The organism is Pseudomonas sp. NMI542_15 (assembly GCF_021283425.1).
GTDB lineage: Bacteria > Pseudomonadota > Gammaproteobacteria > Pseudomonadales > Pseudomonadaceae > Aquipseudomonas > Aquipseudomonas fortuita.
In genome coordinates this window covers 13,434-32,934 of sequence record NZ_JAJSRO010000031.1, presented here as the reverse complement: position 1 = coordinate 32,934, position 19,501 = coordinate 13,434, and the positions used below count along the sequence as shown (strand labels likewise).

The window sequence follows — 19,501 nt, the reverse complement described above, 5'->3', positions numbered from 1 at the left end:
CATCCAACAGTAGGGTGTGTGTGATGCATGTTTGAGAACCCTTTGTTCTAATTGTGTGGTTCATTGATTTCAGTTAGCTATGAGGCCATGTGCCATCTGGCTGGCATGCTCTGACTAGACAGGGGCGCAAGCACAAAGCGGGTACCGACGAAATGTGACCGTTCGTCAGTGCAGCCTACTTGCTTGTACGTGTCTTTCGCGTCAGTCTCTACAGCAGATTCCCACCCATGTCGTTCAGGACTACCCCTATGTCGTTACGCATCTGCATCCTTGAAACCGATGTCCTGCGACCGGAGTTGACGGCGCAGTACCAGGGCTACGGCAGGATGTTCGAGCAGCTTTTCTCGCGTCAGCCGATTGCCGCCGAATTTCGTGTCTACAACGTGATGCACGGCGACTATCCCGCCGAGAATGAAGTGTTCGATGCCTACCTTGTGACGGGCAGCAAGGCCGATTCGTTCGGTACAGATGCCTGGATCCAGACGCTCAGGGCCTACTTGCTGAAGCTTTACGAGCGTGGCGAGAAGCTGCTGGGGGTGTGTTTTGGCCATCAGTTGCTGGCGCTGACCTTGGGTGGCAAGGCCGAGCGGGCGGAGAAGGGCTGGGGCGTGGGCATCCATCGCTACTCGCTGGCGGCCCATGCGCCGTGGATGGACCCGGAGGTGTCGGAGCTGACCTTGCTGATCAGCCACCAGGACCAGGTGACCGAACTGCCGGAAGGCGCCACGGTGATTGCTTCAAGCGATTTCTGCCCGAATGCGGCGTACCACATCCGCGACCAGGTGCTGTGCTTCCAGGGCCACCCGGAGTTCGTGCACGACTATTCACGCGCGCTGCTGGATGCCCGCCAGGAATACCTGGGGGATGAGGTGTACCACAAGGCGGTGGCCAGCCTGGCCACCGAGCACCAGGGCGACCTGGTGGGGGAGTGGATGATGCGCTTTATCCAGCAGCCGGTGAGCAAGCATAACGCGGCGTAGTGGCGGGGGCCGCAAAGCGGCCCCGGCAATCTCAGAGCCAGCCAGACTTCTTGAAGCTGGCAAACAACCCCGTACATCCCAGCACGATCACCCCCAGTACCCCGAAGTATCCATAGTGCCACCCCAGCTCCGGCATGTTCTGGAAGTTCATCCCGTAAATCCCCGCAATCGCTGTAGGGAACGCCAGAATCGCCGCCCAGGCCGCGAATTTGCGTTGCACTATGCTCTGCCGTGACGACTCCAGCAGCATGCCGATCTCGATGGTCTGGCTGGCGATGTCGCGGATGCCGGCCAGGTCTTCCATCTGCCGGGTCACGTGAATCTGCACATCACGAAAATACGGGCGCATGTTCTTGTCGATAAACGGAAAGCTCAGGCGCTGCAACTCCTCGCTCACTTCCACCATCGGCGCCACATAGCGGCGCAGGCGCAGGATGTCGCGGCGCAGGCTGTGCAGGCGGCGGATGTCATCCTCCTGCAACGAACCGCCGAGCACGCTTTGCTCCAACTCCTCGATTTCACCATGAATGGCCTCGCTGACCGGCTGGTAGTTCTCGGTGACGAAGTCGAGCAGGGCGTACAGCACAAAATCTTCACCGTGCTCCAGCAGCAGCGGCCGCGCCTCGCAGCGCTGGCGCACCAGGGCATAGGATTTGGAGTGGCCATTGCGGCACGTGATGATGTAGCCGTTGCCGGCAAAGATATGCGTTTCGATGAACTCCAGCTTGCCTTCATGGCGCACTGGCGAGTAGGTGACGATGAACAGCGCGTCGCCGAAGGTTTCCAGTTTGGGCCGGCTGTGCTTTTCCAGGGCGTCTTCGATGGCCAGCTCGTGCAGGTTGAACTGGCATTGCAGGTTGGCCAGTTCCTCGGCGTTGGGCTCTTCCAGGCCAATCCACACAAAGTGCCCCGGCTTGCGCGCCCACTCGCTGCCTTCGTCGATGCTGATGTTGGTGACCTTTCTGCCGGCGCTGTACACCGCCGATGCCACGACTCGACCCATGGTTGCCTGCTTATTCCGGTTGAACACGGGGTACAGCTTGGGCCGTACCCGGCCCAAGAGCAACCGGCTTCAGGCCAGCTCGTGTTCCATGCGGTCGATGCATTGCTGCATCTGCACCCGGCACTGCTCGATCAGCGCCGGGATGTCCCGTTGGGTCATGCCGGCGGTTGTAATGGGCGGCAGCGAACGGACGACTACCGTGCGCTGGCGCCAGCTGTTCAGGCCCATGCGTTTGGCATAGCGGCTGACGCATACCGGCACAATCGGCACGCCGGCCTCGATGGCCATGTGAAAGGCGCCTTTCTTGAATGCCAGCAAGTGTTCACCGGGGTTGCGTGTGCCTTCGGGGAACACCCAGATCGAGGTATCGTCCTGCAGCACGCGGGTGGTTTTCTGCAGGACCTTGCGTGCCTGGTAGCTGTTCTTGCGGTCGATCAGCACGTTGCCGCCCAGCCAGAACAGCTGGCCGAACAACGGAACCCAGCCCAGGCTTTTCTTGCCGATGGCAACGGTGCGTCGTGGCACGACCTGGCCGAGCACGAACAGGTCGAAGTTGGATTGGTGGTTGGCGATGATCACGCAACCGGGGGGCTGATCCCATAGCGGGCCGACCTCGGCCTTGACCTTGATGCGCAGCAGTCTGGTGGCCGGGCGGCTGTAGAGGTGGGCGAATATGCGGCTGTTGTCGGGGTTGAAGGGGCGGCACAGGCCGATGACCAGGCCCACGACGCCAACCACAAGGAAATGCAGCGCCAGCAGAAGCATGCGCAAGGAATAAAGCATGGTACGACTCACACCAGACAGTCGCCGGGGAGTGTACGGATGTGCACTGGTTCGGGCAAACCTTGTTGCTGCGCCTTGCTGACGGTGGCAGCAGGCTTGCCCCGCGAACACCGGCGGAGCCGGTGCCGTGCAACGCGTTGCCTGCTTCGCGGGGCAAGCCCGCTCCCACAGAGGCCGGTGGGCCTAGCCCATATGCTGCTGGTCCAGCTCGATCGCCTTGTCCAGGGCCTCCAGCAGGCCTTTACGCACTTTCAGCTTGGTGTTCTTGTGCGCCAGCATGTTCAGCTTCTTCAATTCACGCGCCGCCGCCAGTGCCGCTTCCTGCAACTGCTCGGCCGGCACCACTTTGTCGAGGAAGCCGGCATCGACCGCCGCGTGTGGGTCGAATACCTCGGCATTGATCACCGAGCGGTGGAAGGCTGAGCGGCGCAGGCGGTCGCGGGCCAGTTCGATACCGGCATGGTGCATGGTCATGCCGATCTGCACTTCGTTCAGGCACACCTTGTACGGGCCTTCGACGCCAATGCGGTAATCGGCCGACAGCAGCAGGAAAGCGCCCTTGGCCACGGCATTGCCCGGGCAGGCGACCACCACCGGGAACGGGTGCGACAGCAGGCGGCGGGCGAGGGTAGAGCCGGCGGTGACGAGGCTGATTGCCTCTTGCGGGCCGCTGGTCATCACCTTGAGGTCGTAACCACCCGACAGGATGCCTGGCTGCCCGGTGATGATCACCACTGCGCGCGCTTCGATCGCGCGGTCGAGCGCGGCGTTGAAGGCGGTGATGACGTCCGGCGAGATGGCGTTGACCTTGCCGTTGTTCAGGGTCAGGGTGGCGATGCCGTCTTCGGCGTGGTAGGTAATCAGCTCGCTCATGGCAGAGTCCTTTTGTTGGCGTGGCGACGACGTTACCCAGCGCCAGAGGCCAGGTAAAGCAGCAAGGCTGACTGGTCGGTCAGCGTTCACCGCGTGCCAAATGCAAATACATGAAAAATTTGAAAAAAGTGCTTGCCAAAGGGAATGTCTTTCACTAAATTAGCGCACCTCGACGGGCCGCAAGGCTTGAAGAGAAACGGTGAAGTGTCCGAGTGGTCGAAGGAGCACGCCTGGAAAGTGTGTATACGAGAAATCGTATCAAGGGTTCAAATCCCTTCTTCACCGCCACATTCTACGAAGAGCCCCCGCGCTGAAAAGCACGGGGGCTTTTTGTATTTGGGCCTTTGGGGCTGCTTTGCAGCCCATCGCGACGCAAGGCCGCTCCCACAGGGGACCGCGTTCACCTGAGATTCACGCGGTCCTCTGTGGGAGCGGCCTTGCGTCGCGATGGGCCGCAAAGCGGCCCCAAGATCTTAAAAGCTGACCGAAGCCGAAAGCCGAGCGGTACGTGGCGCCCCCTGGAACAGGTAGTTATCCCCCAGATAGTCCCCCACATCGCGCCAATAGCGTTTGTCGAACACGTTATCCACGGTCAGGCGCAGCACCGTGTCATACCCGCCAATGCGCGTACGATACCGGCTCCCTACATCGAACACGGTGTACCCGCCAACCTCCACATTGCCCGCCTGGCTCGCATACTTGCTGGCGCTGTAGCGCGCCCCGCCCAACAGGGCCAGCCCCGGTACCGGCAGCGTGTATTGCGCGTGCAGTGCTGCCCGGAACCTGGGCACATTGATTGCCTGATGGCCTTCATAGGCATCGGTACCGCTGTTTTTCACCCGCGCACGAATGGCTGCGGCGCTGGCCTGTACCTGCAAGTTGCGGGTTACCCAGCCGCTGGCACCCAGCTCCAGGCCGGTGTTTTTCTGCTGGCCTTGCTGCACGTAGGTGAAGTTGCCAGCACCGTCCGGGCGTGCGTACTGGTAGGCCTGGCGGATCTGGAACAGCGCGGCGCTGAGGCTCAGGCCTTGCCAGTCGTGCTTGAGGCCCAGTTCCAGTTGGTGTGAGGTTGTGGGGGCGAGGATTTCGGCAGCGTTGCTGGCAAACCAGGGTGCCGTGCCGCCGGCAGACAGGCCCTGGGCGTAGCTGGCGTATACCGTGGTATCTGGCTGCGGCTTGTAGATAAGTGCAGCATTGGGCAGCAACTCATATTGGCGGGTATGGCGCCCGGCAACACCGTTCTCGTCCCAGGTCTTTTCATCCAGGCGCACTTCACGGGCGCCCAGCACGGTCTGCCACTGTTCGTTGAAGCTGATGCGGTCGCTGACGAACAGGCCGTACTGACGGCTGTCCAGGCGGCGTTCGCTGGCGCCGACAGCTTTGTCGGACGGGTCGAAGGCGGGGGCGCCGGTGTAGATGTTGCCGGTACCCAGCCACTCGTTGTAGTACGGCCGTTGATCCAGCGTGCGCCGCTGCGCGCTGGTGCCCACGGTCAGTTCATGCCCTACGCCCAGCGCATCGAAGTGCCCGTTGAGCATGGCCTGTGCTTCATCGGTGCGGCGGGTGTCGTCGGGGCTGCGGAAGTCGTAGATGTCGTAGTCGCCATTGCTGGCAAAGAACGCGCCTTCGCTCGAACCCCAGGCAAACGCGCTGTAATCGTCGATCACCACCTTGCTGCGCGAGGCACTCAAGGTGCCGGTCCAGGCCTCGTTGAAGCGGTACTCGAAGCGCCCGCCCAGGTTCAGCGAGTCGTTCTGCACGGGTTTGGCCCAGTGCTGGTACGCCAAACGATCGTCCGGGTCGATGCCATGAGGCACTGCGGTGCCGCCCAGCAGTTGGTAACCCGGCACCGAGCGCTGTTCGCGGTGCTGGTATTCGGCATCCAGTTGCAGGGTGGCATCCGGGTTGATCTGCCAGTCGAAGGCCAGCGAGGCGAAGTCACGCTTGCCATCCGCATGGTCGACATACGAGCGGATGTCCTCATGGGCCAGGTTGGCACGCAGGCCGAACTGTTTTTCGCTGCCGAACCAGCCACCCAGGTCGGTGGCCAGGTAGCGTTCGCCCTGTGCGTTGGTCGACAGCGTGACGCTACGCACATCCTCGGCGCGCTTGGTCACGTAGTTGACCAGGCCACCCGGCTCTGAAACGCCGCTTTGCAGCCCGGACAGGCCCTTTAGCAACTCGACTTGCTGTTTGTTTTCCAGGGCCACGTTCTGCTCGCCGGCAATGGTCTGGCCGTTGATACGGTAGCTGCTGGCGGCGTTAAGCTCGAAGCCCCTCACGTTGAAGTTTTCGTAGTAGCCGATGGGGGCATAGCTTTCGCCAACCGAGGCGTCGCTTTGCAGCACTTCGCTTAGCTGGCGCACCTGCCGGTCTTCAAGCAGTTGCTGGCTGAAAACGCTGATGGCGGCAGGGGTATCAAGCAAGGGCGCGGGCTGGAAGCCGCCCACTGCGGCCTGGTGTGCCTGATAGCCGTCGTCGCCGTAGGTGTCGGACACCTGCAGCGGGGCCAGCACCACGCTGTTTTCGGCGAGCACATGGGGGCAATGCAGGGCCAGGCCCAGGCTGAGCAGGCTCAGGGGCAGGCGGGGGTGACGCGGGGGCATGCGGGGCTCCTGGATGCGCACACCTGTGCCGGCCTCTTCGCGGGTAAACCCGCGAAGAGGCCGGCACAGGCCATGAAAAAGGCGGCATCTTAACAGCCGCCTTCAGCATAAAACGATCCAGGCCCCGCGATATTCAGCCCTGGTTGGCAGGGTGATTGTGCTGCCGCCAACTGTCATCGATCTTCGACCAGGTTTTGCCGTCGGTAATCGCCATGAGCTTGCGACCATCCTTGAAGGTGGCCAGGAAGGTAGCTTCTTGCTCCTTGCCGCCTAGCCACAGCCCGGCAAGCAAGCCCACCGGCCCGGCCACCAGGGCCCCCGCCACACCCCAGCCCAGGGCGCTGCCCAGGCTGCGGCTGGTTTCCAGGCTGGCCAGCCGGAGGTCGCTGATGCGGGCCAGGGAAATCCGCTCACCCGGTGACGGGCTGCGCGGGGTCTTGAGTGTGAGCGATCCGTTGCGATACTCGCCTTCACCTTGCAAGAAATCGCCGGATTGCACCGTGAGTCTTGTCATAAAGTCGTCCTGTCAGGAAAGGGCATTGACCAGCGCCTAATGGGCGCTGCCTGGCCTGGCAAGTCAACGACCATGCGACGGAGGGTCGTGCGGTGCATTGTCGCCGTGGCTAATGGCCTCTTCGCGGGTATCTTTCAGGCCACCTGCAAGGTGGTCTTGCGCTTACGCTCGGCCAGGCCCCACACCAGCAACGCCAGCCCGCCAATCACCAGGCCCGCCGCCACAATGCCCATCCAGCCCTGGTACTGGAACAACTGCGTGCCCAGCAATGACCCCAGCGCCCCGCCAATGAAATAGCAGGTGATATACCCGGCGTTCAGCCGCGTACGTGCCTCGGGGCGTAGGGCAATCACTGCGTTCTGATTGCTCACGTGCACCAGTTGTACCGCCAGGTCGAGCATCAGCACGCCCAGCAGCAGGGCCAGCAATGACTGCTGGGCAAAGCCCAGCGGCACCCACGACAGCAGCAACACCACCAGGCCCACGGTGGTACCCAGCGCGCCTTTGCCGCGGTCGGCCAGGCGCCCGGCCCAGTTCGCCGACAGCGCACCGGCTGCACCGGCCAGGCCGAACAGGCCGATCACTGCATCGGAGTAGTGGTAGGGGCCCTTGGTCAGCAAAAAAGCCAGGGGCGTCCAGAACAGGGCGAACAGGCTGAACGCCAGCAGGCCGAGCAGCGAGCGCAGGCGCAGGACCGGTTCTTCAATGAACAGGCGGAACACCGAGCCGATCAGTGCCGGGTACTTCAGCCCGGCATGGCTGTGATGCTGCGGCAGGCTGCGGTACAGCGCCACCGCGGTGACCGCCATCAGCACAGCGGCCAACACGTAGATGCTGCGCCAGCCGCCCAGTTCGGCCATAAAACCGGCAGCAGTACGTGCCAGCAGGATGCCCAGCAGCAGGCCGCTCATCAGCGTACCGACTGCGCGCCCACGCTGATGCGGCTCGCTGAGGGTCGCGGCCATGGGCACCAGAATCTGCGCCACCACCGAGAACAGCCCGGTCAGCGCCGTGCCGAGGATCAGCCAGGGCAGGCTCGGCGCACATGCACTGATGACCAGCCCTAACGTGGCAATGGCGGTCATCACGGTGATCAGCCGGCGCTGCTCGAAGAGGTCACCCAGCGGCGCCAGTAGCAACAGGCCGGCGCCATAGCTGAGCTGTGCGGCAATGACGATACTGCCGGCGCTGGCAGTGCTCAGGCCAAACTGCTGGGCGATGCTGTGCAGCAGCGGTTGGGCGTAGTAGTTGCTGGCCACGGCCAGGCCGGTGGCGGTGGCCATCAGCAGGATCATGGCGCGGCTGAGAGTGGGGGCGTTCATGCGGTTCTCTTGGCGGGCAGTAGGAAGTGGGGGAATTATCAAGAAGTGTCAGGCATGACGCCAATGTATAGTTTTCAACTTATCCATCTTGAAAGCAGATAGATCGATGAACCTCAAGCAGCTCGAATACGCCCTCGCCGTGGCCGACACTGGCAGTTTTACCCGTGCCGCTGAGCGCTGCCATGTGGTGCAGTCGGCGCTCAGTCACCAGGTGGCGCGGCTGGAAGCGCAGCTGGGTGTAAGCCTGTTTGAGCGCAGTTCGCGGCGGGTGCGCCTGACGCCTGCCGGTGAGGCCTTTGTGCTCAGCGCGCGGCCGGCGGTGGACGCGGCCCGGCGCATTGCCGATGACGTGGCGGCGGCATGCGGGCAGGTGCGCGGGCGGCTGGCGATAGGGGAAATCAGCTCGCTCACGGCGCTGGACCTGGTCGACTTGCTGGCCGTGTTCCACGAACGATTCCCGGATGTGGATGTGCGCTGGATCACGGCCAAGAGCGAATGGCTGATAGCCGATGTGGTCGAGCGGCGCCTGGACGTTGGTTTCATTGGCCTGTGGCAGGGCGAGGTGGTGCAGGGCGTGCAGCATCGGTTGCTGGCCAGGGAGGAACTGGTGGCGTTGTTGCCGGTTGATCATCGGCTGGCCGGCTGCGGGCAGCTGGCGTTGGCCGATCTGGCGGATGAAGTGCTGGTGGATTTCCCCGAAGGCACCGGGGCGCGGCGCCAGACAGATGAGGCGTTTCAGGCAGCGGGGCTGCAGCATCGGGTGCAATTCGAGATCGGCCATGTGCGCCTGGTGGAAAAGTTCGTGCAGCGGGGCATGGCGGTGGGCCTGGTGCCGGAACGGGTGGCCCAGGGTTTCGAAGGTGTGGCACTGGCGCGGTTGGTAGATGCGCCGGTGCGGCACCTGTATGCCGTGTGGTCCTCCAGCCCGACGGCTGCTGCCCGGGCGTTTCTGGAGGTGATGGAACAGCATCTGGGGGGACAATGATTGAGCCTGTTCTGGCCCCATTGCCGGCAAGCCAGCGCCCACGGGAACCCCACGGGTTCAAGGCCTGTGGTGATCCTGTGGGCGCTGGCTTGCCGGCAATGGGCCGAAACAGGCAACCCATCAATTCAAGCGGCAAACCCACCATCAATCGTGAGGCTTGCCCCGGTGATATACCCCGCCTCTGGCCCAGCAAGGTAAGCCACAAAGCTGGCAATTTCTTCCGGCTCGCCATACCGTCCAATCGCCATCAACGGGATCAGGCTCTCGGCAAACTCGCCACTGGCGGGGTTCATGTCGGTGTCCACCGGCCCCGGCTGCACGTTGTTCACGGTAATGCCCTGTGGCCCCAGATCACGCGCCATGCCACGGGTCAGGCCAACCAGCGCCGACTTGCTCATGGCATAAGGCGCACCGCCGGCAAATGGCATGCGCTCGGCGTTGGTGCTGCCAATATTGATGATGCGCCCGCCCTGGCCCATGTAACGTGCTGCGGCCTGGCTGGCGACAAACACGCTGCGTACGTTCACCGCCAGCATGCGGTCAAAGTCGGCAAGGTCGAACTCGGTCACCGGTGCTACCGCCAGCACACCGGCGTTGTTGACCAAGATATCCAGCCTGCCAAAGGCCTTCACGGCGTCATCCACTGCCAGTTGCACGGCGGCTGCGTCGGCGCTGTCGGCCCGCAGGGCCAGGGCTTTGCCGCCGTTTTCGGTAATCTCGCGGGCCAGGTCTTCTGCCGGGCCGGCGGAGCTGACATAGGTGAAGGCCACGTGCGCACCTTCGCGTGCCAGGCGGCGCACGATGGCTGCGCCTATGCCGCGGGAACCGCCCTGAACCAGGGCCACTTTGCCTTCGAGTGAAAGTTGCTTGGACATGCTGATCTCCTGCTGGAAGCCAGGCCGAAATGCCTTGGATGGGCAAAGTATCGGCGCTTGATTACCTGCTGATAAGATGGCAATCACTATCAGCAGAGTAAACCTTGGGTTGGCAATGATGGCCGTGGAATCGTTCAACGCGTTGGAGTGCTTCATCCGCAGTGCCGAGGTCGGCAGCTTTGCCGAAGCTGCCAGGCGCCTGAGCATTACCCCCGCCGCCGTGGGCAAGCACGTGGCTCAGCTGGAGGCGCGCCTGGGCGTGCGGTTGTTCCAGCGTAGTACCCGCAAGCTGACCCTGACTGAGGCGGGGCAGCGTTTTCTGGGCGAAGTCAGCGACAGCTTTCGTACCATCCAGTATGCCGTGGCCAACCTGGCCAGCGCCGAAGGCCAGCCGGCCGGGTTGTTGCGGGTGAGCATGGGCACTGTGTTCGGGCGCTTGTATGTGTTGCCCTTGCTGGGTGAGTTTTTACGGCGTTATCCGGCGATTACCCCGGATTGGCATTTCGACAACCGCCAGGTCGACCTGATCGGCCAGGGCTTCGATGCAGCGATTGGCGGTGGTTTCGATCTGCCGCCGGGGGTGGTGGCGCGCAAGCTGACCCCGGCCCACCGGGTGTTGGTGGCAGCACCGGCCTACCTGCAGCGGCACGCACCGATTGACGACCCGCAGGTGCTGCAGCGGCACGACGGCATCCTGATCCGCTCACCGCAGACCGGGCGGGTGCGGTCGTGGCCTTTGACCAGCCGCTGGCAGGCGCAGCAGCCGATGCAACTGCGCCAGGCGATGACCATGAGCGATTCGGACGCGGCGTGCGCGGTGGCCGAGCAGGGGCTGGGGATTGCCCTGGTGAGCCTGCCATTTGCCGTGCCATACCTGCAGGCAGGGCGGCTGCGGCGGGTGTTGCCTGACTGGTACGTGGATGACGGGCATATCAGCCTGTATTTCGCCGAGCACAAGCTGATGCCGGGCAAGACCCGGGCGTTTATCGATTTTGTGGTGGAGCAGTTTGCCGAACAGGGGTTGGCGGGGCGGTTCGATGCCTTGCAAACCCTTTAGGTGTGTTTTGCCTGACCGAAACTTATCGCCGGCAAGCCAGCTCCCAGAGGGAGCCTGCAGTATTCAGGCCTGTGGTAATCCTGTGGGAGCTGGCTTGCCGGCGATAGGGCCCGGTCAGGCAATACCCGTAATGAACAATGCCTGCGCTCCCAGGCTCACCTCATCATCCACCCGCTTGCCCATCAATTGCTGCCCCAGCGGTGAGCGCGGGGTGATCACGGTCACCCGCTCATCCCCCTCACCAATCTTCAGCCCCGCCGCCTCAGGCCCGAGGAACAACCGGCGCTGCCCGCCAGCGTCATCTTCCAGGGTCACCAGGTTGCTGATCTGCACCCCGCGCGCCGGGTCATGGTCGCGCAGCAGCAATTGCTGGTAGGTCAGCAGCGCCTGGTGGATCTCGGCGCTGCGGCGGGCCTGGCCGGTGGCCAGGTACGAAGCTTCCAGGCCCAGGGTGTCGTACTTGTTCTCGGCAATGTTCTCTTCGGCGGTGGCAGTTTCGTAGGCGCTTTGCGCCGCGCGGGTCAGCACGTCAAGGTCATGCTCGAGGGTGGCGACGATCTGCGCCAGCAGGCGGGTCTTGTCCATGGTCAGTAACAGAACTCCAGCACGTTGGCCTGGCTTTTGTCGGTGGGGGCGGTGCGGTTCTGCTGCATCCAGAACTGGCATTTGGGGCTGTTGAGGTTGCGCGGGTTGCCCTGCGCGGCCTCGGCGGCCTGTTGCAGTTCCTGTTTGCGCAGAATGCCCTTGTAGAGCTCGAACATCTCGGCCTGGGCGTCTTGTGCCGGGGCTGGCGCCGGGGGGGCGGCAGGCCGGTACACACCGGGGGCCACGGCCTGGGCCAGCGGCTGCACCTGCTGTGGCCACAGTTGCAGCGCCAGCCACAGGCTCGCGGCAATGGCCACGGCGCCCAGCCACAGGCCAAAGGCAACGCACACAATCAACGGCAGCGGCTTGAGGGTGATCTTGAGTTCACGGTGGCGGGCCATGGCAGCCTCCTGGCAGGGTAGGTCGGGGTACATTGTCGCATGCACTTGAGCATTTTTCCGTGCGGGTGCTTTTGTCGGCGACAATTTATCCGCAGAATTCGCGTTTTTTGCACCAGAACGGGAGGGGCGGGTGAAAGCCACCTGGGACATTTTCTGCAGCGTCGTCGACAACTACGGCGACATAGGCGTGACCTGGCGCCTGGCCCGGCAACTGGTGGCTGAGCATGGCCTGGCGGTGCGCCTGTGGGTAGATGACCTGAACGCGTTCACGCCCATGTGCCCAGGGGCTGATGCCAGCGCAGCACAGCAGTGGCAGCACGGTGTGGATGTGCGTCAGTGGCCTGCGGCCTGGCTGCCGGTGGCACCGGCCGATGGGGTGATCGGCGCCTTCGCGTGCCAGTTGCCGGCGGCCTATGTAGAGGCAATGCGTGCCTGCGCCACGCCGCCGCTGTGGCTGAACCTTGAATACCTCAGTGCCGAGGACTGGGTGGAGGGCTGCCATGGCTTGCCTTCGCCGCAGCCCAATGGCCTGCGCAAGGTGTTTTTCTTCCCCGGCTTTACCGAAAAAACCGGCGGCCTGCTACGCGAGGGCTCGCTGCTGGCGCGGCGTGATGCCTTCCAGCAGTCGGCCGGGGCACGCCAGGCGTTTCTGCAGGAGCTTGGGGTAGCGCCCGAGCAGGGGGCATTGCTGATATCGCTGTTTGCCTACGAAAACCCGCAGTTGGCCAGCTGGCTGGATGCCTTGGCCACAGGCGCGCAACCGTGCCACCTGCTGGTACCGCAAGGGCGTATCGTGGCGGGGCTGAGCCAGTGGCTTGGCGAGGTGCCGCTGCAGGTGGGCAGCGTGCGCAAGCGGGGCGCGCTGACCGTACAGGTGCTGCCGTTCGTCAGCCAGGACGACTTCGACCGGCTGCTGTGGAGTTGCGATTTCAACGCGGTGCGTGGTGAAGACTCGTTCGTGCGGGCGCAGTGGGCCGGGCAGCCGATGCTGTGGCACATCTATGTGCAGGACGAGAACGCCCACTGGGAAAAGCTCGAAGCGTTTCTGGCGCATTATCGACGCGGCCTGTCAGATGAAGCCGATGCCGCCCTGCTGGGCCTGTGGCGTGCCTGGAACATGGACTGCGACATGGGCCAGGCGTGGCAGGCAGCCCGCCAGCATTGGCCGGAACTGCAACGGCATGCCCGGCTTTGGGCGGTGCGACAGGCCGCTCAGCCGGACCTTGCCACAGCGCTAGTACACTTTTACCGAAATTCGCTATGATACGCGGCCTCGATTTTTATAAATCCATCCAGATTCGGATACTTCGTAATGAAAACTGGTAAAGAACTGAAACCCGGTACCGTCCTGCGGATCGACAACGACCCGTGGCTGGTTCAAAAAGCTGAGTTCACCAAGTCGGGCCGTAACAGCGCGATCATGAAGACCAAGCTGAAGAACCTGCTGACCGGCTACAAGACCGAAACCGTATACGGTGCGGACGACAAGCTGGACGACGTGATCCTGGATCGCAAAGAAGCGACCCTGTCGTTCATCAGCGGTGACACATACACCTTCATGGACACCACCGACTACACCATGTACGAGCTGAACGCCGAAGACATCGAGGCCGTTCTGCCGTTCATCGAAGAAGGCATGGAAGACATCTGCGAAGCTGTGTTCTTCGAAGACCGTCTGGTATCGGTAGAGCTGCCGACCACCATCGTGCGTAAGGTTGCCTACACCGAAGGTTCGGCTCGTGGCGACACTTCGGGCAAAGTCATGAAGCCTGCCAAGCTGGCAAACGGTACTGAACTCAGCGTTGCTGACTTCATCGAAATCGACGACCTGATCGAAATCGATACCCGCGAAGGCGGTTCGTACAAAGGCCGTGCCAAGAAGTAATTCTTCTTGCAATGTGCACAAAAAACCCGGCCTCGGCCGGGTTTTTTGTGCCTGCGACTTAAACCGTCACATGCAGGCGCACATCCACGTTCCCGCGGGTAGCGTTGGAATACGGACAAACTTTGTGAGCCTTTTCCACCAAGCCTTCGGCATCGGCCTGGGGCAGGCCTGGCAGGTTGATGTGCAGGTCGATGTCCAGGCCGAAACCGCCCTCGATCTGGCCAATGCCCACCTTGGCGGTGATAGAGGCATCTGCCGGCAGGGCCTTCTTCTCTTGCCCGGCCACGAACTTCAGGGCGCCGATGAAGCAGGCTGAGTATCCGGCAGCGAAAAGCTGCTCGGGGTTGGTGCCGTCACCGCCTGCGCCGCCCAGTTCCTTGGGCGTGCTCAGGCTGACTGCCAGCTTGCCGTCGCTGGATTTCGATTTTCCGTCGCGCCCACCGGTGGAGGTAGCTTCTGCGATGTACAGCGGAGTGACCTTTTGCATCTTGAGCCTCGCTAATGTGCTGTGCGCTCCCGGTCAAGGAGGGCGCGGATTGGTGTGGGATTTAAATTAGCGCGCAATTAGTTTGCGCGCAAGATAAATCATTGCCGTCCATCCGAACGGCCAGTGCACAGCATAGCTGTCAGAGGTTTTTCTGCAGGTTCTCGCGCAGGTTCAGCAGGTCGGCCTGCAGTTGCTGCAACTGCTCCAGGCTGCGCCCGCTGGCTTTGAGGATGCACTGCGGCACTTCTTTGGCCTGCTGTTGCAGGGCGCGGCCCTTTTCAGTCAGCTGCACCATTACTACCCGTTCGTCCTCCCTGCTGCGGTTACGCTGCAGCAGGCCTTCACTTTCCAGGCGCTTGAGCAGTGGCGTCAGGGAGCCCGGGTCGGTCAGCAGGTGCTGGCTGATTTCGCCCACTGTCAGGTCGTCGCGCTCCCACAGCACCAGCATGGCCAGGTACTGTGGGTAGGTCAGGCCCAAGGCTTGCAGCAGCGGTTTGTAGACCTTGGTCATCAGCAACGAGGTGGAGTGCAGGGCGAAGCAGACCTGGTTGTCCAGCAGCAGCTCGTCGCAAGAGGCTTGGGTGTCGGCGTTCATGCAGGTCCTTGAAATTGATCAATGGGGAATTCTGGCACGCTTATTTTTAGTGCGCGCATTACTCACGCAGTTCACTGCGCAAGGCCAGGTCCCAGGGTGGAATCGGGCTGAAGCGGCTCTTGAGGAATTCGAGCAGCAAACGGCTGCGAGAGTTCGTTTCATGTTCCAGCCGTAGTGCGTAAATGCCGCTGGTCTCGGCTGCTGGCAGGCCGCCGTCGCAAAACAGCGGAACCAGTTCGCCACGCAGCAGGTATTCGCTGATCAGCCAGGTAGGCAGGTGGGCAACACCTAAGCCGGCGAGCGCACCGAACAGCAAGGTTTCGGCATTGTTGGCGGCCATGCGCATGCGCGCAGGACGGTACAGGCGCGTTTGCCCGGCCACGTTGAAGCGCCAGGCGAACGGCGGGGCCAGGCCGTCCCAGTCCAGGCCGTCATGCCCAGGCAGTTCGCTGGGGCAGGTGGGCATGCCGCGGCTGGCCAGGTAGGCGGGGCTGGCGCAGGCGACGCGCACCATGTAAGCCAGCGGCGTGGCGACCAACCGGGTGTCGGCCAAGGGGCCGGCACGCAGTACCAGGTCGACCTCGCCCAGGTGGCTGCCCTGCAGGTCGACGAAGCTGTCGATCAACCGCAGTTGCACATCCAGGCCGGGGTAGGCCACCAGGAAGTCGGCGATGGCGGGGGCCAGATGGCGGCGGCCGAACGCGGCGGGGGCGTCGATGCGGATCAGGCCTTCGGGGGCGTTGCTCAGCGATACCGCTTCAGCCCGGGCCAGGCGCAGCTCCTCGATGATGCGCCTGGCCCGTTCGGCAAAGGCATTGCCTGCGGGTGTGGCGCGCACGGCATGGGTGCTGCGGGTGAACAGGCGGCTGCCGACGGCGCTTTCCAGGTTGTCGATGCGCCGGGCCACAGCGGACGGGGTCAGCGGGTGACGGCGGGCGGCGGCGGAAAAACTGCCAGCCTCCAACACATCGAGGAACAGGCTCAATTGGTCGGTCAGGGTATCGGGGCTCATGGCTGCCTTGCTTTTGCGAAAAACGCATAGCCATTGTGCGCTGCTGTGCGTTTCCCCGCCAGCACACAGTCGTTAGCATGCTCGCATTATCTGTACAGGCAAACGAGGCCCTGATGATCGAGTGGTTGTTGTATATCGTGCTGGGCGCTGCCTTGGGCACCATGGGGGGCTTGTTCGGTATTGGTGGGGGGCTGATCGCAATCCCCGCGCTGGGCGTGCTGTTTGGTCTGGACCAGCAGTTGGCGCAGGGTACGGCGCTGGTGATGGTGGTGCCGAACGTGCTGCTGGCGTTATGGCGCTATCACCAGCGCAACCGCATCGAGCTGCGCCATGCCTTGCCGCTGTCGGCGTGCAGCTTTTTGTTTGCCTGGCTGGGGTCGATCTGGGCAGTGGGGCTGGATGCGCAATCCATGCGCCTGGGCTTTGTCGGCTTTCTGGTCGCCCTGGCGGTGTGGAACGTGGCGCGCATGTTCATGAAGGCATCGCCGCCCAGTGCCGAACTGCGTTATGCCTGGCCCTGGCTGGGCGTGCTGGGCAGTTTTGCCGGCACCATGGGCGGCTTGTTCGGCGTGGGCGGGGCGGTGGTGGCCACGCCGATCCTGACCAGTGTGTTCGGCACCACCCAGGTGGTGGCGCAGGGGCTGTCGCTGGCGCTGGCCGCGCCGAGTACTTTGGTGACGTTGGTGACCTATGGGGTGCACCACAGTGTCGACTGGGCGGTGGGGATTCCGTTGGCGGTGGGTGGTTTACTCAGCATCAGCTGGGGGGTGAAGCTGGCTCATGCGTTGCCGGAGAAGGTACTGCGGGCGATGTTCTGTGTGTTTTTGGTGGTGTGTGCGGTGATGCTGGGGTTTGAACTGTGAGATTGTGGGGCCGCGTTGCGGCCCATTCGCGGGACAAGCCCGCTCCCACAAGCCCCAATTATTTGAAACCCTCAACGATGTAGTCGGCCATACAGTCGGTAATCGGCGAGGGGTTCTGCGCACTGCGCACCAGCATCACATTGGCTAAGGGCAACTGCGGCAGCCCGTCCTGTTCACCCAGTATGCGGATATTGCCACCAATCAGGCTTTGCAGTTGCGCCGTCACCGCCAACCCTGCCGTGACGATGGCAAAGATCGCCGCCAGGCTGGGGCTGGTATAGGCAATGCGGTAGTCGATACCTTGTGCTTGCAGTGCATTGCAGGTCCAGGCCCGGCAGAAGCAGTCGGTATTGAACAGTGCCACGGGCATCGGCCGCTGTTCCTGTGGGCAAAAGCCTTCGGCGGCGGCCCACACCAAGCGTTCCTGGCGCAGCAATTGGCCCACCTCGTTACCTGGTTCGCGGGTGACAATGGTCAGGTCCAGGTCCTGGCGCAGCATCAATTGCTTGGAAGAGTCGCAATGCACTTCCACCTGCACCAGCGGGTAGGCCTGGGCAAAGCTCGACAAGATGGTCGGCAGAAAGCGCATGGCGTAGTCGTCAGGCGTGCCAATCCGCACCAGCCCGACCATGTGCGGCATGCGCAGGGTATTGAACACCTCGCCATGCAGCTTGAGGATGCGCCGGGCATAGCCCAGCAGCACCTGGCCCTCGGCGGTGAGGCGAACCTGGCGGCCGTCGCGCTCGAACAGCTGGCGCTGCAGGATGTCTTCTTCCAGGCGTTTCATCTGCATGCTCACCGCCGATTGGGTGCGGTTGACCACTTCGCCGGCGCGCGTAAAGCCGCCTTGCTCGGCGATGGCGACGAAGGTGCGCAATACGTCCGCATCGAGGCTCTGGTACTGGGACATTGCATCAATCTCCGAGATGCATGGCATCAGAAACATTCGTTGGATTGATCTTAAGCCCGGCGCGAGACTGAGGCCATCCAACACGGAGGGCTTCACGATGAAAGGTCATGTCAGCAGCATCCAGCAACCTGCCTTTTCCCTGAACCACCTGTGGCATGCGGCCCTGCAGCGTCCGGCGCGCTGGCTGCAGCTGTACCGCCAGCGCCAGGAGCTGGCCAGCCTCAGTGACGCAACCTTGCACGACTTGGGGTTGAGCCGGGCGGATATCCAGCAAGAGGCCGAGCGGCATTTCTGGGATGATCCGCTGAGGAAGTGAGTGTGGGCCGGGCGCCTGGCTTCTCAAGGCATGCGCCCCAGCCTCACCGCCGGACTTGCTTCAACGTCTCGGCAATCAAAAACGCCAACTCCAGCGACTGATCGGCATTCATCCGCGGATCACAATGGGTGTGATACCGGTCAGACAACGCATCCTCGGTAATCGGCCGGGCGCCACCGATGCATTCGGTGACATTCTGCCCGGTCATCTCGATATGAATGCCGCCAGCATGGCTGCCCTCGGCCTGGTGCACCTGGAAGAACTGCTTCACCTCATCCAGGATCTGCGCAAAGTCGCGCGTCTTGTAGCCGCTGCTGGCCTTGATGGTATTGCCGTGCATCGGGTCGGAGCTCCACAGCACCTTGCGCCCCTCGCGCTCGACGGTGCGGATCAGCCCCGGCAGGTGGTCGCCAACCTTGCTCGCGCCCATGCGCACTATCAGGTTCAGGCGCCCGGGGTCGTTGGCCGGGTTCAGCGTGTCGATCAGGCGGATCAGCTCTTCGGGGTTCATGCTCGGGCCGACCTTGACCCCGATCGGGTTGTGCACGCCGCGCAAAAACTCCACGTGGGCGCCGTCGAGCTGGCGGGTGCGGTCGCCTATCCACAGCATGTGCGCCGAGCAGTCGTAGTAGTCGCCGGTCAGGCTGTCCTGGCGCACGAAGGCTTCTTCATAATTCAACAGCAGCGCTTCGTGGGCAGTGAAGAAGCTGGTTTCGCGCAGTTGCGGCGCGCTGTCCAGGCCGCAGGCACGCATGAATGCCAGTGTTTCGTCGATGCGGTTGGCCAGTTGGTGGTACTTGTCGGCCAGTGCCGAGTTGGCGATGAAATCCAGGTTCCACTTGTGCACCTGGTGCAGGTCGGCAAACCCGCCCTGGGCGAAGGCGCGCAGCAGGTTGAGGCTGGCGGTGGCCTGGTGATAGGCCTGCAGCAGGCGCTCCGGGTCGGGGATGCGGCTTTTGGCGTCGAAACCGATGCCGTTGACGATGTCGCCGCGGTAGGCGGGCAGGGTGATGTCGCCAATGGTTTCATCGCCCGAGGAGCGCGGCTTGGCAAACTGCCCGGCCATGCGCCCCACCTTCACCACCGGGCAGCCGGCAGCAAAGGTCATCACAATGGCCATCTGCAGCAGCACCTTGAAGGTGTCGCGGATTTTTGCCGCCGAGAACTCGGCGAAGCTCTCGGCGCAGTCGCCACCTTGCAGCAGGAAGGCGCGGCCTTCGGTAACCTCGGCAAACTGCCTGCGCAGCTCGCGTGCCTCGCCCGCGAACACCAGCGGCGGGTAGCTGGCGAGGGTCTGTTCAACCTTCAGCAGGTGCGCAGCATCGGGGTAGGTCGGTTGCTGCTGGATCGGCAGGGTGCGCCAGCTGTCAGGGCTCCACGGTCGGTTCATCTCGGGCTCGGTCTTGTAGGTTGTAGGCTATAGGCCATGGTAACAGTTGGCGCTGCGCT

The 19,501-nt window shown here is 63.0% G+C and carries 21 protein-coding genes and 1 tRNA gene; 8 read left to right on the top strand and 14 right to left on the bottom strand.

The genetic code is table 11. The features are described 5' to 3' along the window. Positions 1-248 precede the first annotated feature (248 nt). A complete protein-coding gene (locus LU684_RS28065; protein ID WP_023048853.1) occupies positions 249-980 on the top strand; it encodes an amidotransferase in 732 nt (243 codons plus the stop codon). Positions 981-1,011: 31 nt separating this feature from the next. Here the strand turns inward: LU684_RS28065 and LU684_RS28060 are convergent, their stop codons facing one another. The 3 genes from LU684_RS28060 to LU684_RS28050 all read right to left on the bottom strand — a co-directional run bounded on the left by LU684_RS28060 (position 1,012) and on the right by LU684_RS28050 (position 3,639). Next, a complete protein-coding gene (locus LU684_RS28060) occupies positions 1,012-1,983 on the bottom strand; it encodes a magnesium and cobalt transport protein CorA (protein WP_024717731.1) in 972 nt (323 codons plus the stop codon). Between the two features lie 69 nt (positions 1,984-2,052). Then, on the bottom strand, positions 2,053-2,766 hold the full coding sequence (locus LU684_RS28055) for a lysophospholipid acyltransferase family protein (protein ID WP_232895270.1): 714 nt from the start codon (positions 2,764-2,766) through the stop codon (positions 2,053-2,055). 183 nt (positions 2,767-2,949) lie between these two features. Then, a complete protein-coding gene (locus tag LU684_RS28050; RefSeq protein WP_016485430.1) occupies positions 2,950-3,639 on the bottom strand; it encodes a crotonase/enoyl-CoA hydratase family protein in 690 nt (229 codons plus the stop codon). A 198-nt stretch (positions 3,640-3,837) separates the two neighbouring features. On the opposite strand from LU684_RS28050, the gene LU684_RS28045 reads away from it, so the two are divergent. Beyond that, a tRNA-Ser gene (locus tag LU684_RS28045) sits at positions 3,838-3,927 on the top strand. Between the two features lie 185 nt (positions 3,928-4,112). On the opposite strand, the gene LU684_RS28040 is transcribed toward LU684_RS28045, so the two are convergent. The 3 genes from LU684_RS28040 to LU684_RS28030 form a co-directional block, all read right to left on the bottom strand. Then, positions 4,113-6,245 (bottom strand): TonB-dependent siderophore receptor, encoded by a 2,133-nt coding sequence (locus LU684_RS28040; protein ID WP_232895269.1) that lies wholly within the window; start codon positions 6,243-6,245, stop codon positions 4,113-4,115. Between the two features lie 133 nt (positions 6,246-6,378). Continuing rightward, positions 6,379-6,759 carry a hypothetical protein gene (locus LU684_RS28035; protein WP_060518452.1) on the bottom strand — a complete coding sequence of 127 codons (381 nt, stop codon included), beginning with the start codon at positions 6,757-6,759 and terminating at the stop codon, positions 6,379-6,381. A gap of 134 nt (positions 6,760-6,893) precedes the next feature. Beyond that, on the bottom strand, positions 6,894-8,081 hold the full coding sequence (locus LU684_RS28030) for an MFS transporter (protein WP_095117192.1): 1,188 nt from the start codon (positions 8,079-8,081) through the stop codon (positions 6,894-6,896). 106 nt (positions 8,082-8,187) lie between these two features. On the opposite strand from LU684_RS28030, the gene LU684_RS28025 reads away from it, so the two are divergent. Then, positions 8,188-9,066: a LysR family transcriptional regulator gene (locus tag LU684_RS28025; protein ID WP_232895268.1), complete on the top strand. Its 879-nt coding sequence runs from the start codon at positions 8,188-8,190 to the stop codon at positions 9,064-9,066. Positions 9,067-9,191: 125 nt separating this feature from the next. On the opposite strand, the gene LU684_RS28020 is transcribed toward LU684_RS28025, so the two are convergent. Next, positions 9,192-9,941, bottom strand: a complete 750-nt coding sequence (locus LU684_RS28020; RefSeq protein WP_060518446.1) for a 3-oxoacyl-ACP reductase family protein — start codon at positions 9,939-9,941, stop codon at positions 9,192-9,194. Positions 9,942-10,059: 118 nt separating this feature from the next. On the opposite strand from LU684_RS28020, the gene LU684_RS28015 reads away from it, so the two are divergent. Then, a complete protein-coding gene (locus LU684_RS28015) occupies positions 10,060-10,998 on the top strand; it encodes a LysR family transcriptional regulator (protein WP_024717730.1) in 939 nt (312 codons plus the stop codon). A 114-nt stretch (positions 10,999-11,112) separates the two neighbouring features. On the opposite strand, the gene LU684_RS28010 is transcribed toward LU684_RS28015, so the two are convergent. Beyond that, on the bottom strand, positions 11,113-11,583 hold the full coding sequence (locus LU684_RS28010) for a GreA/GreB family elongation factor (protein ID WP_232895267.1): 471 nt from the start codon (positions 11,581-11,583) through the stop codon (positions 11,113-11,115). Positions 11,584-11,585: 2 nt separating this feature from the next. Continuing rightward, entirely contained in the window at positions 11,586-11,984 is a 399-nt protein-coding gene (locus LU684_RS28005) for a hypothetical protein (RefSeq protein WP_232895266.1), read from the bottom strand. Positions 11,985-12,114: 130 nt separating this feature from the next. Here LU684_RS28005 and earP point away from each other — a divergent pair, with 130 nt between their 5' ends. Both earP and LU684_RS27995 read left to right on the top strand, forming a co-directional pair. Further along, positions 12,115-13,248, top strand: a complete 1,134-nt coding sequence (gene earP, locus LU684_RS28000; RefSeq protein WP_145913225.1) for an elongation factor P maturation arginine rhamnosyltransferase EarP — start codon at positions 12,115-12,117, stop codon at positions 13,246-13,248. 48 nt (positions 13,249-13,296) lie between these two features. Continuing rightward, entirely contained in the window at positions 13,297-13,869 is a 573-nt protein-coding gene (locus LU684_RS27995; protein ID WP_016485440.1) for an elongation factor P, read from the top strand. Positions 13,870-13,927: 58 nt separating this feature from the next. Here LU684_RS27995 and LU684_RS27990 read toward each other — a convergent pair whose 3' ends face one another. From LU684_RS27990 to LU684_RS27980, 3 genes are all read right to left on the bottom strand, one after another. Then, a complete protein-coding gene (locus LU684_RS27990) occupies positions 13,928-14,356 on the bottom strand; it encodes an organic hydroperoxide resistance protein (protein ID WP_232895265.1) in 429 nt (142 codons plus the stop codon). Between the two features lie 139 nt (positions 14,357-14,495). Further along, on the bottom strand, positions 14,496-14,951 hold the full coding sequence (locus tag LU684_RS27985) for a MarR family winged helix-turn-helix transcriptional regulator (RefSeq protein WP_016485442.1): 456 nt from the start codon (positions 14,949-14,951) through the stop codon (positions 14,496-14,498). Positions 14,952-15,009: 58 nt separating this feature from the next. Further along, positions 15,010-15,963, bottom strand: a complete 954-nt coding sequence (locus LU684_RS27980) for a LysR family transcriptional regulator (RefSeq protein WP_016485443.1) — start codon at positions 15,961-15,963, stop codon at positions 15,010-15,012. A gap of 113 nt (positions 15,964-16,076) precedes the next feature. On the opposite strand from LU684_RS27980, the gene LU684_RS27975 reads away from it, so the two are divergent. Next, positions 16,077-16,826, top strand: coding sequence for a sulfite exporter TauE/SafE family protein (locus tag LU684_RS27975; RefSeq protein ID WP_024717729.1), 750 nt, complete (start codon positions 16,077-16,079; stop codon positions 16,824-16,826). A gap of 58 nt (positions 16,827-16,884) precedes the next feature. Here LU684_RS27975 and LU684_RS27970 read toward each other — a convergent pair whose 3' ends face one another. Beyond that, complete coding sequence (locus tag LU684_RS27970) at positions 16,885-17,736, bottom strand: LysR substrate-binding domain-containing protein (RefSeq protein WP_095117221.1); 852 nt, start codon at positions 17,734-17,736, stop codon at positions 16,885-16,887. A 97-nt stretch (positions 17,737-17,833) separates the two neighbouring features. Here LU684_RS27970 and LU684_RS27965 point away from each other — a divergent pair, with 97 nt between their 5' ends. After that, positions 17,834-18,052: a DUF1127 domain-containing protein gene (locus LU684_RS27965; protein ID WP_013971536.1), complete on the top strand. Its 219-nt coding sequence runs from the start codon at positions 17,834-17,836 to the stop codon at positions 18,050-18,052. Positions 18,053-18,095: 43 nt separating this feature from the next. Here the strand turns inward: LU684_RS27965 and LU684_RS27960 are convergent, their stop codons facing one another. Next, complete coding sequence (locus tag LU684_RS27960; protein WP_096425744.1) at positions 18,096-19,442, bottom strand: class II 3-deoxy-7-phosphoheptulonate synthase; 1,347 nt, start codon at positions 19,440-19,442, stop codon at positions 18,096-18,098. Positions 19,443-19,501: the final 59 nt, after the last annotated feature.

Excerpts from the sequence above, each read along its gene's own strand:
- LU684_RS28065 (WP_023048853.1), top strand. The coding sequence starts at position 249 with ATGTCGTTACGCATCTGCATCCTTGAAACCGATGTCCTGCGACCGGAG.
- LU684_RS28060 (WP_024717731.1), bottom strand. The coding sequence starts at position 1,983 with ATGGGTCGAGTCGTGGCATCGGCGGTGTACAGCGCCGGCAGAAAGGTC.
- LU684_RS28055 (WP_232895270.1), bottom strand. The coding sequence starts at position 2,766 with ATGCTTTATTCCTTGCGCATGCTTCTGCTGGCGCTGCATTTCCTTGTG.
- LU684_RS28050 (WP_016485430.1), bottom strand. The coding sequence starts at position 3,639 with ATGAGCGAGCTGATTACCTACCACGCCGAAGACGGCATCGCCACCCTG.
- LU684_RS28040 (WP_232895269.1), bottom strand. The coding sequence starts at position 6,245 with ATGCCCCCGCGTCACCCCCGCCTGCCCCTGAGCCTGCTCAGCCTGGGC.
- LU684_RS28035 (WP_060518452.1), bottom strand. The coding sequence starts at position 6,759 with ATGACAAGACTCACGGTGCAATCCGGCGATTTCTTGCAAGGTGAAGGC.
- LU684_RS28030 (WP_095117192.1), bottom strand. The coding sequence starts at position 8,081 with ATGAACGCCCCCACTCTCAGCCGCGCCATGATCCTGCTGATGGCCACC.
- LU684_RS28025 (WP_232895268.1), top strand. The coding sequence starts at position 8,188 with ATGAACCTCAAGCAGCTCGAATACGCCCTCGCCGTGGCCGACACTGGC.
- LU684_RS28020 (WP_060518446.1), bottom strand. The coding sequence starts at position 9,941 with ATGTCCAAGCAACTTTCACTCGAAGGCAAAGTGGCCCTGGTTCAGGGC.
- LU684_RS28015 (WP_024717730.1), top strand. The coding sequence starts at position 10,060 with ATGGCCGTGGAATCGTTCAACGCGTTGGAGTGCTTCATCCGCAGTGCC.
- LU684_RS28010 (WP_232895267.1), bottom strand. The coding sequence starts at position 11,583 with ATGGACAAGACCCGCCTGCTGGCGCAGATCGTCGCCACCCTCGAGCAT.
- LU684_RS28005 (WP_232895266.1), bottom strand. The coding sequence starts at position 11,984 with ATGGCCCGCCACCGTGAACTCAAGATCACCCTCAAGCCGCTGCCGTTG.
- LU684_RS27995 (WP_016485440.1), top strand. The coding sequence starts at position 13,297 with ATGAAAACTGGTAAAGAACTGAAACCCGGTACCGTCCTGCGGATCGAC.
- LU684_RS27990 (WP_232895265.1), bottom strand. The coding sequence starts at position 14,356 with ATGCAAAAGGTCACTCCGCTGTACATCGCAGAAGCTACCTCCACCGGT.
- LU684_RS27985 (WP_016485442.1), bottom strand. The coding sequence starts at position 14,951 with ATGAACGCCGACACCCAAGCCTCTTGCGACGAGCTGCTGCTGGACAAC.
- LU684_RS27980 (WP_016485443.1), bottom strand. The coding sequence starts at position 15,963 with ATGAGCCCCGATACCCTGACCGACCAATTGAGCCTGTTCCTCGATGTG.
- LU684_RS27975 (WP_024717729.1), top strand. The coding sequence starts at position 16,077 with ATGATCGAGTGGTTGTTGTATATCGTGCTGGGCGCTGCCTTGGGCACC.
- LU684_RS27970 (WP_095117221.1), bottom strand. The coding sequence starts at position 17,736 with ATGTCCCAGTACCAGAGCCTCGATGCGGACGTATTGCGCACCTTCGTC.
- LU684_RS27965 (WP_013971536.1), top strand. The coding sequence starts at position 17,834 with ATGAAAGGTCATGTCAGCAGCATCCAGCAACCTGCCTTTTCCCTGAAC.
- LU684_RS27960 (WP_096425744.1), bottom strand. The coding sequence starts at position 19,442 with ATGAACCGACCGTGGAGCCCTGACAGCTGGCGCACCCTGCCGATCCAG.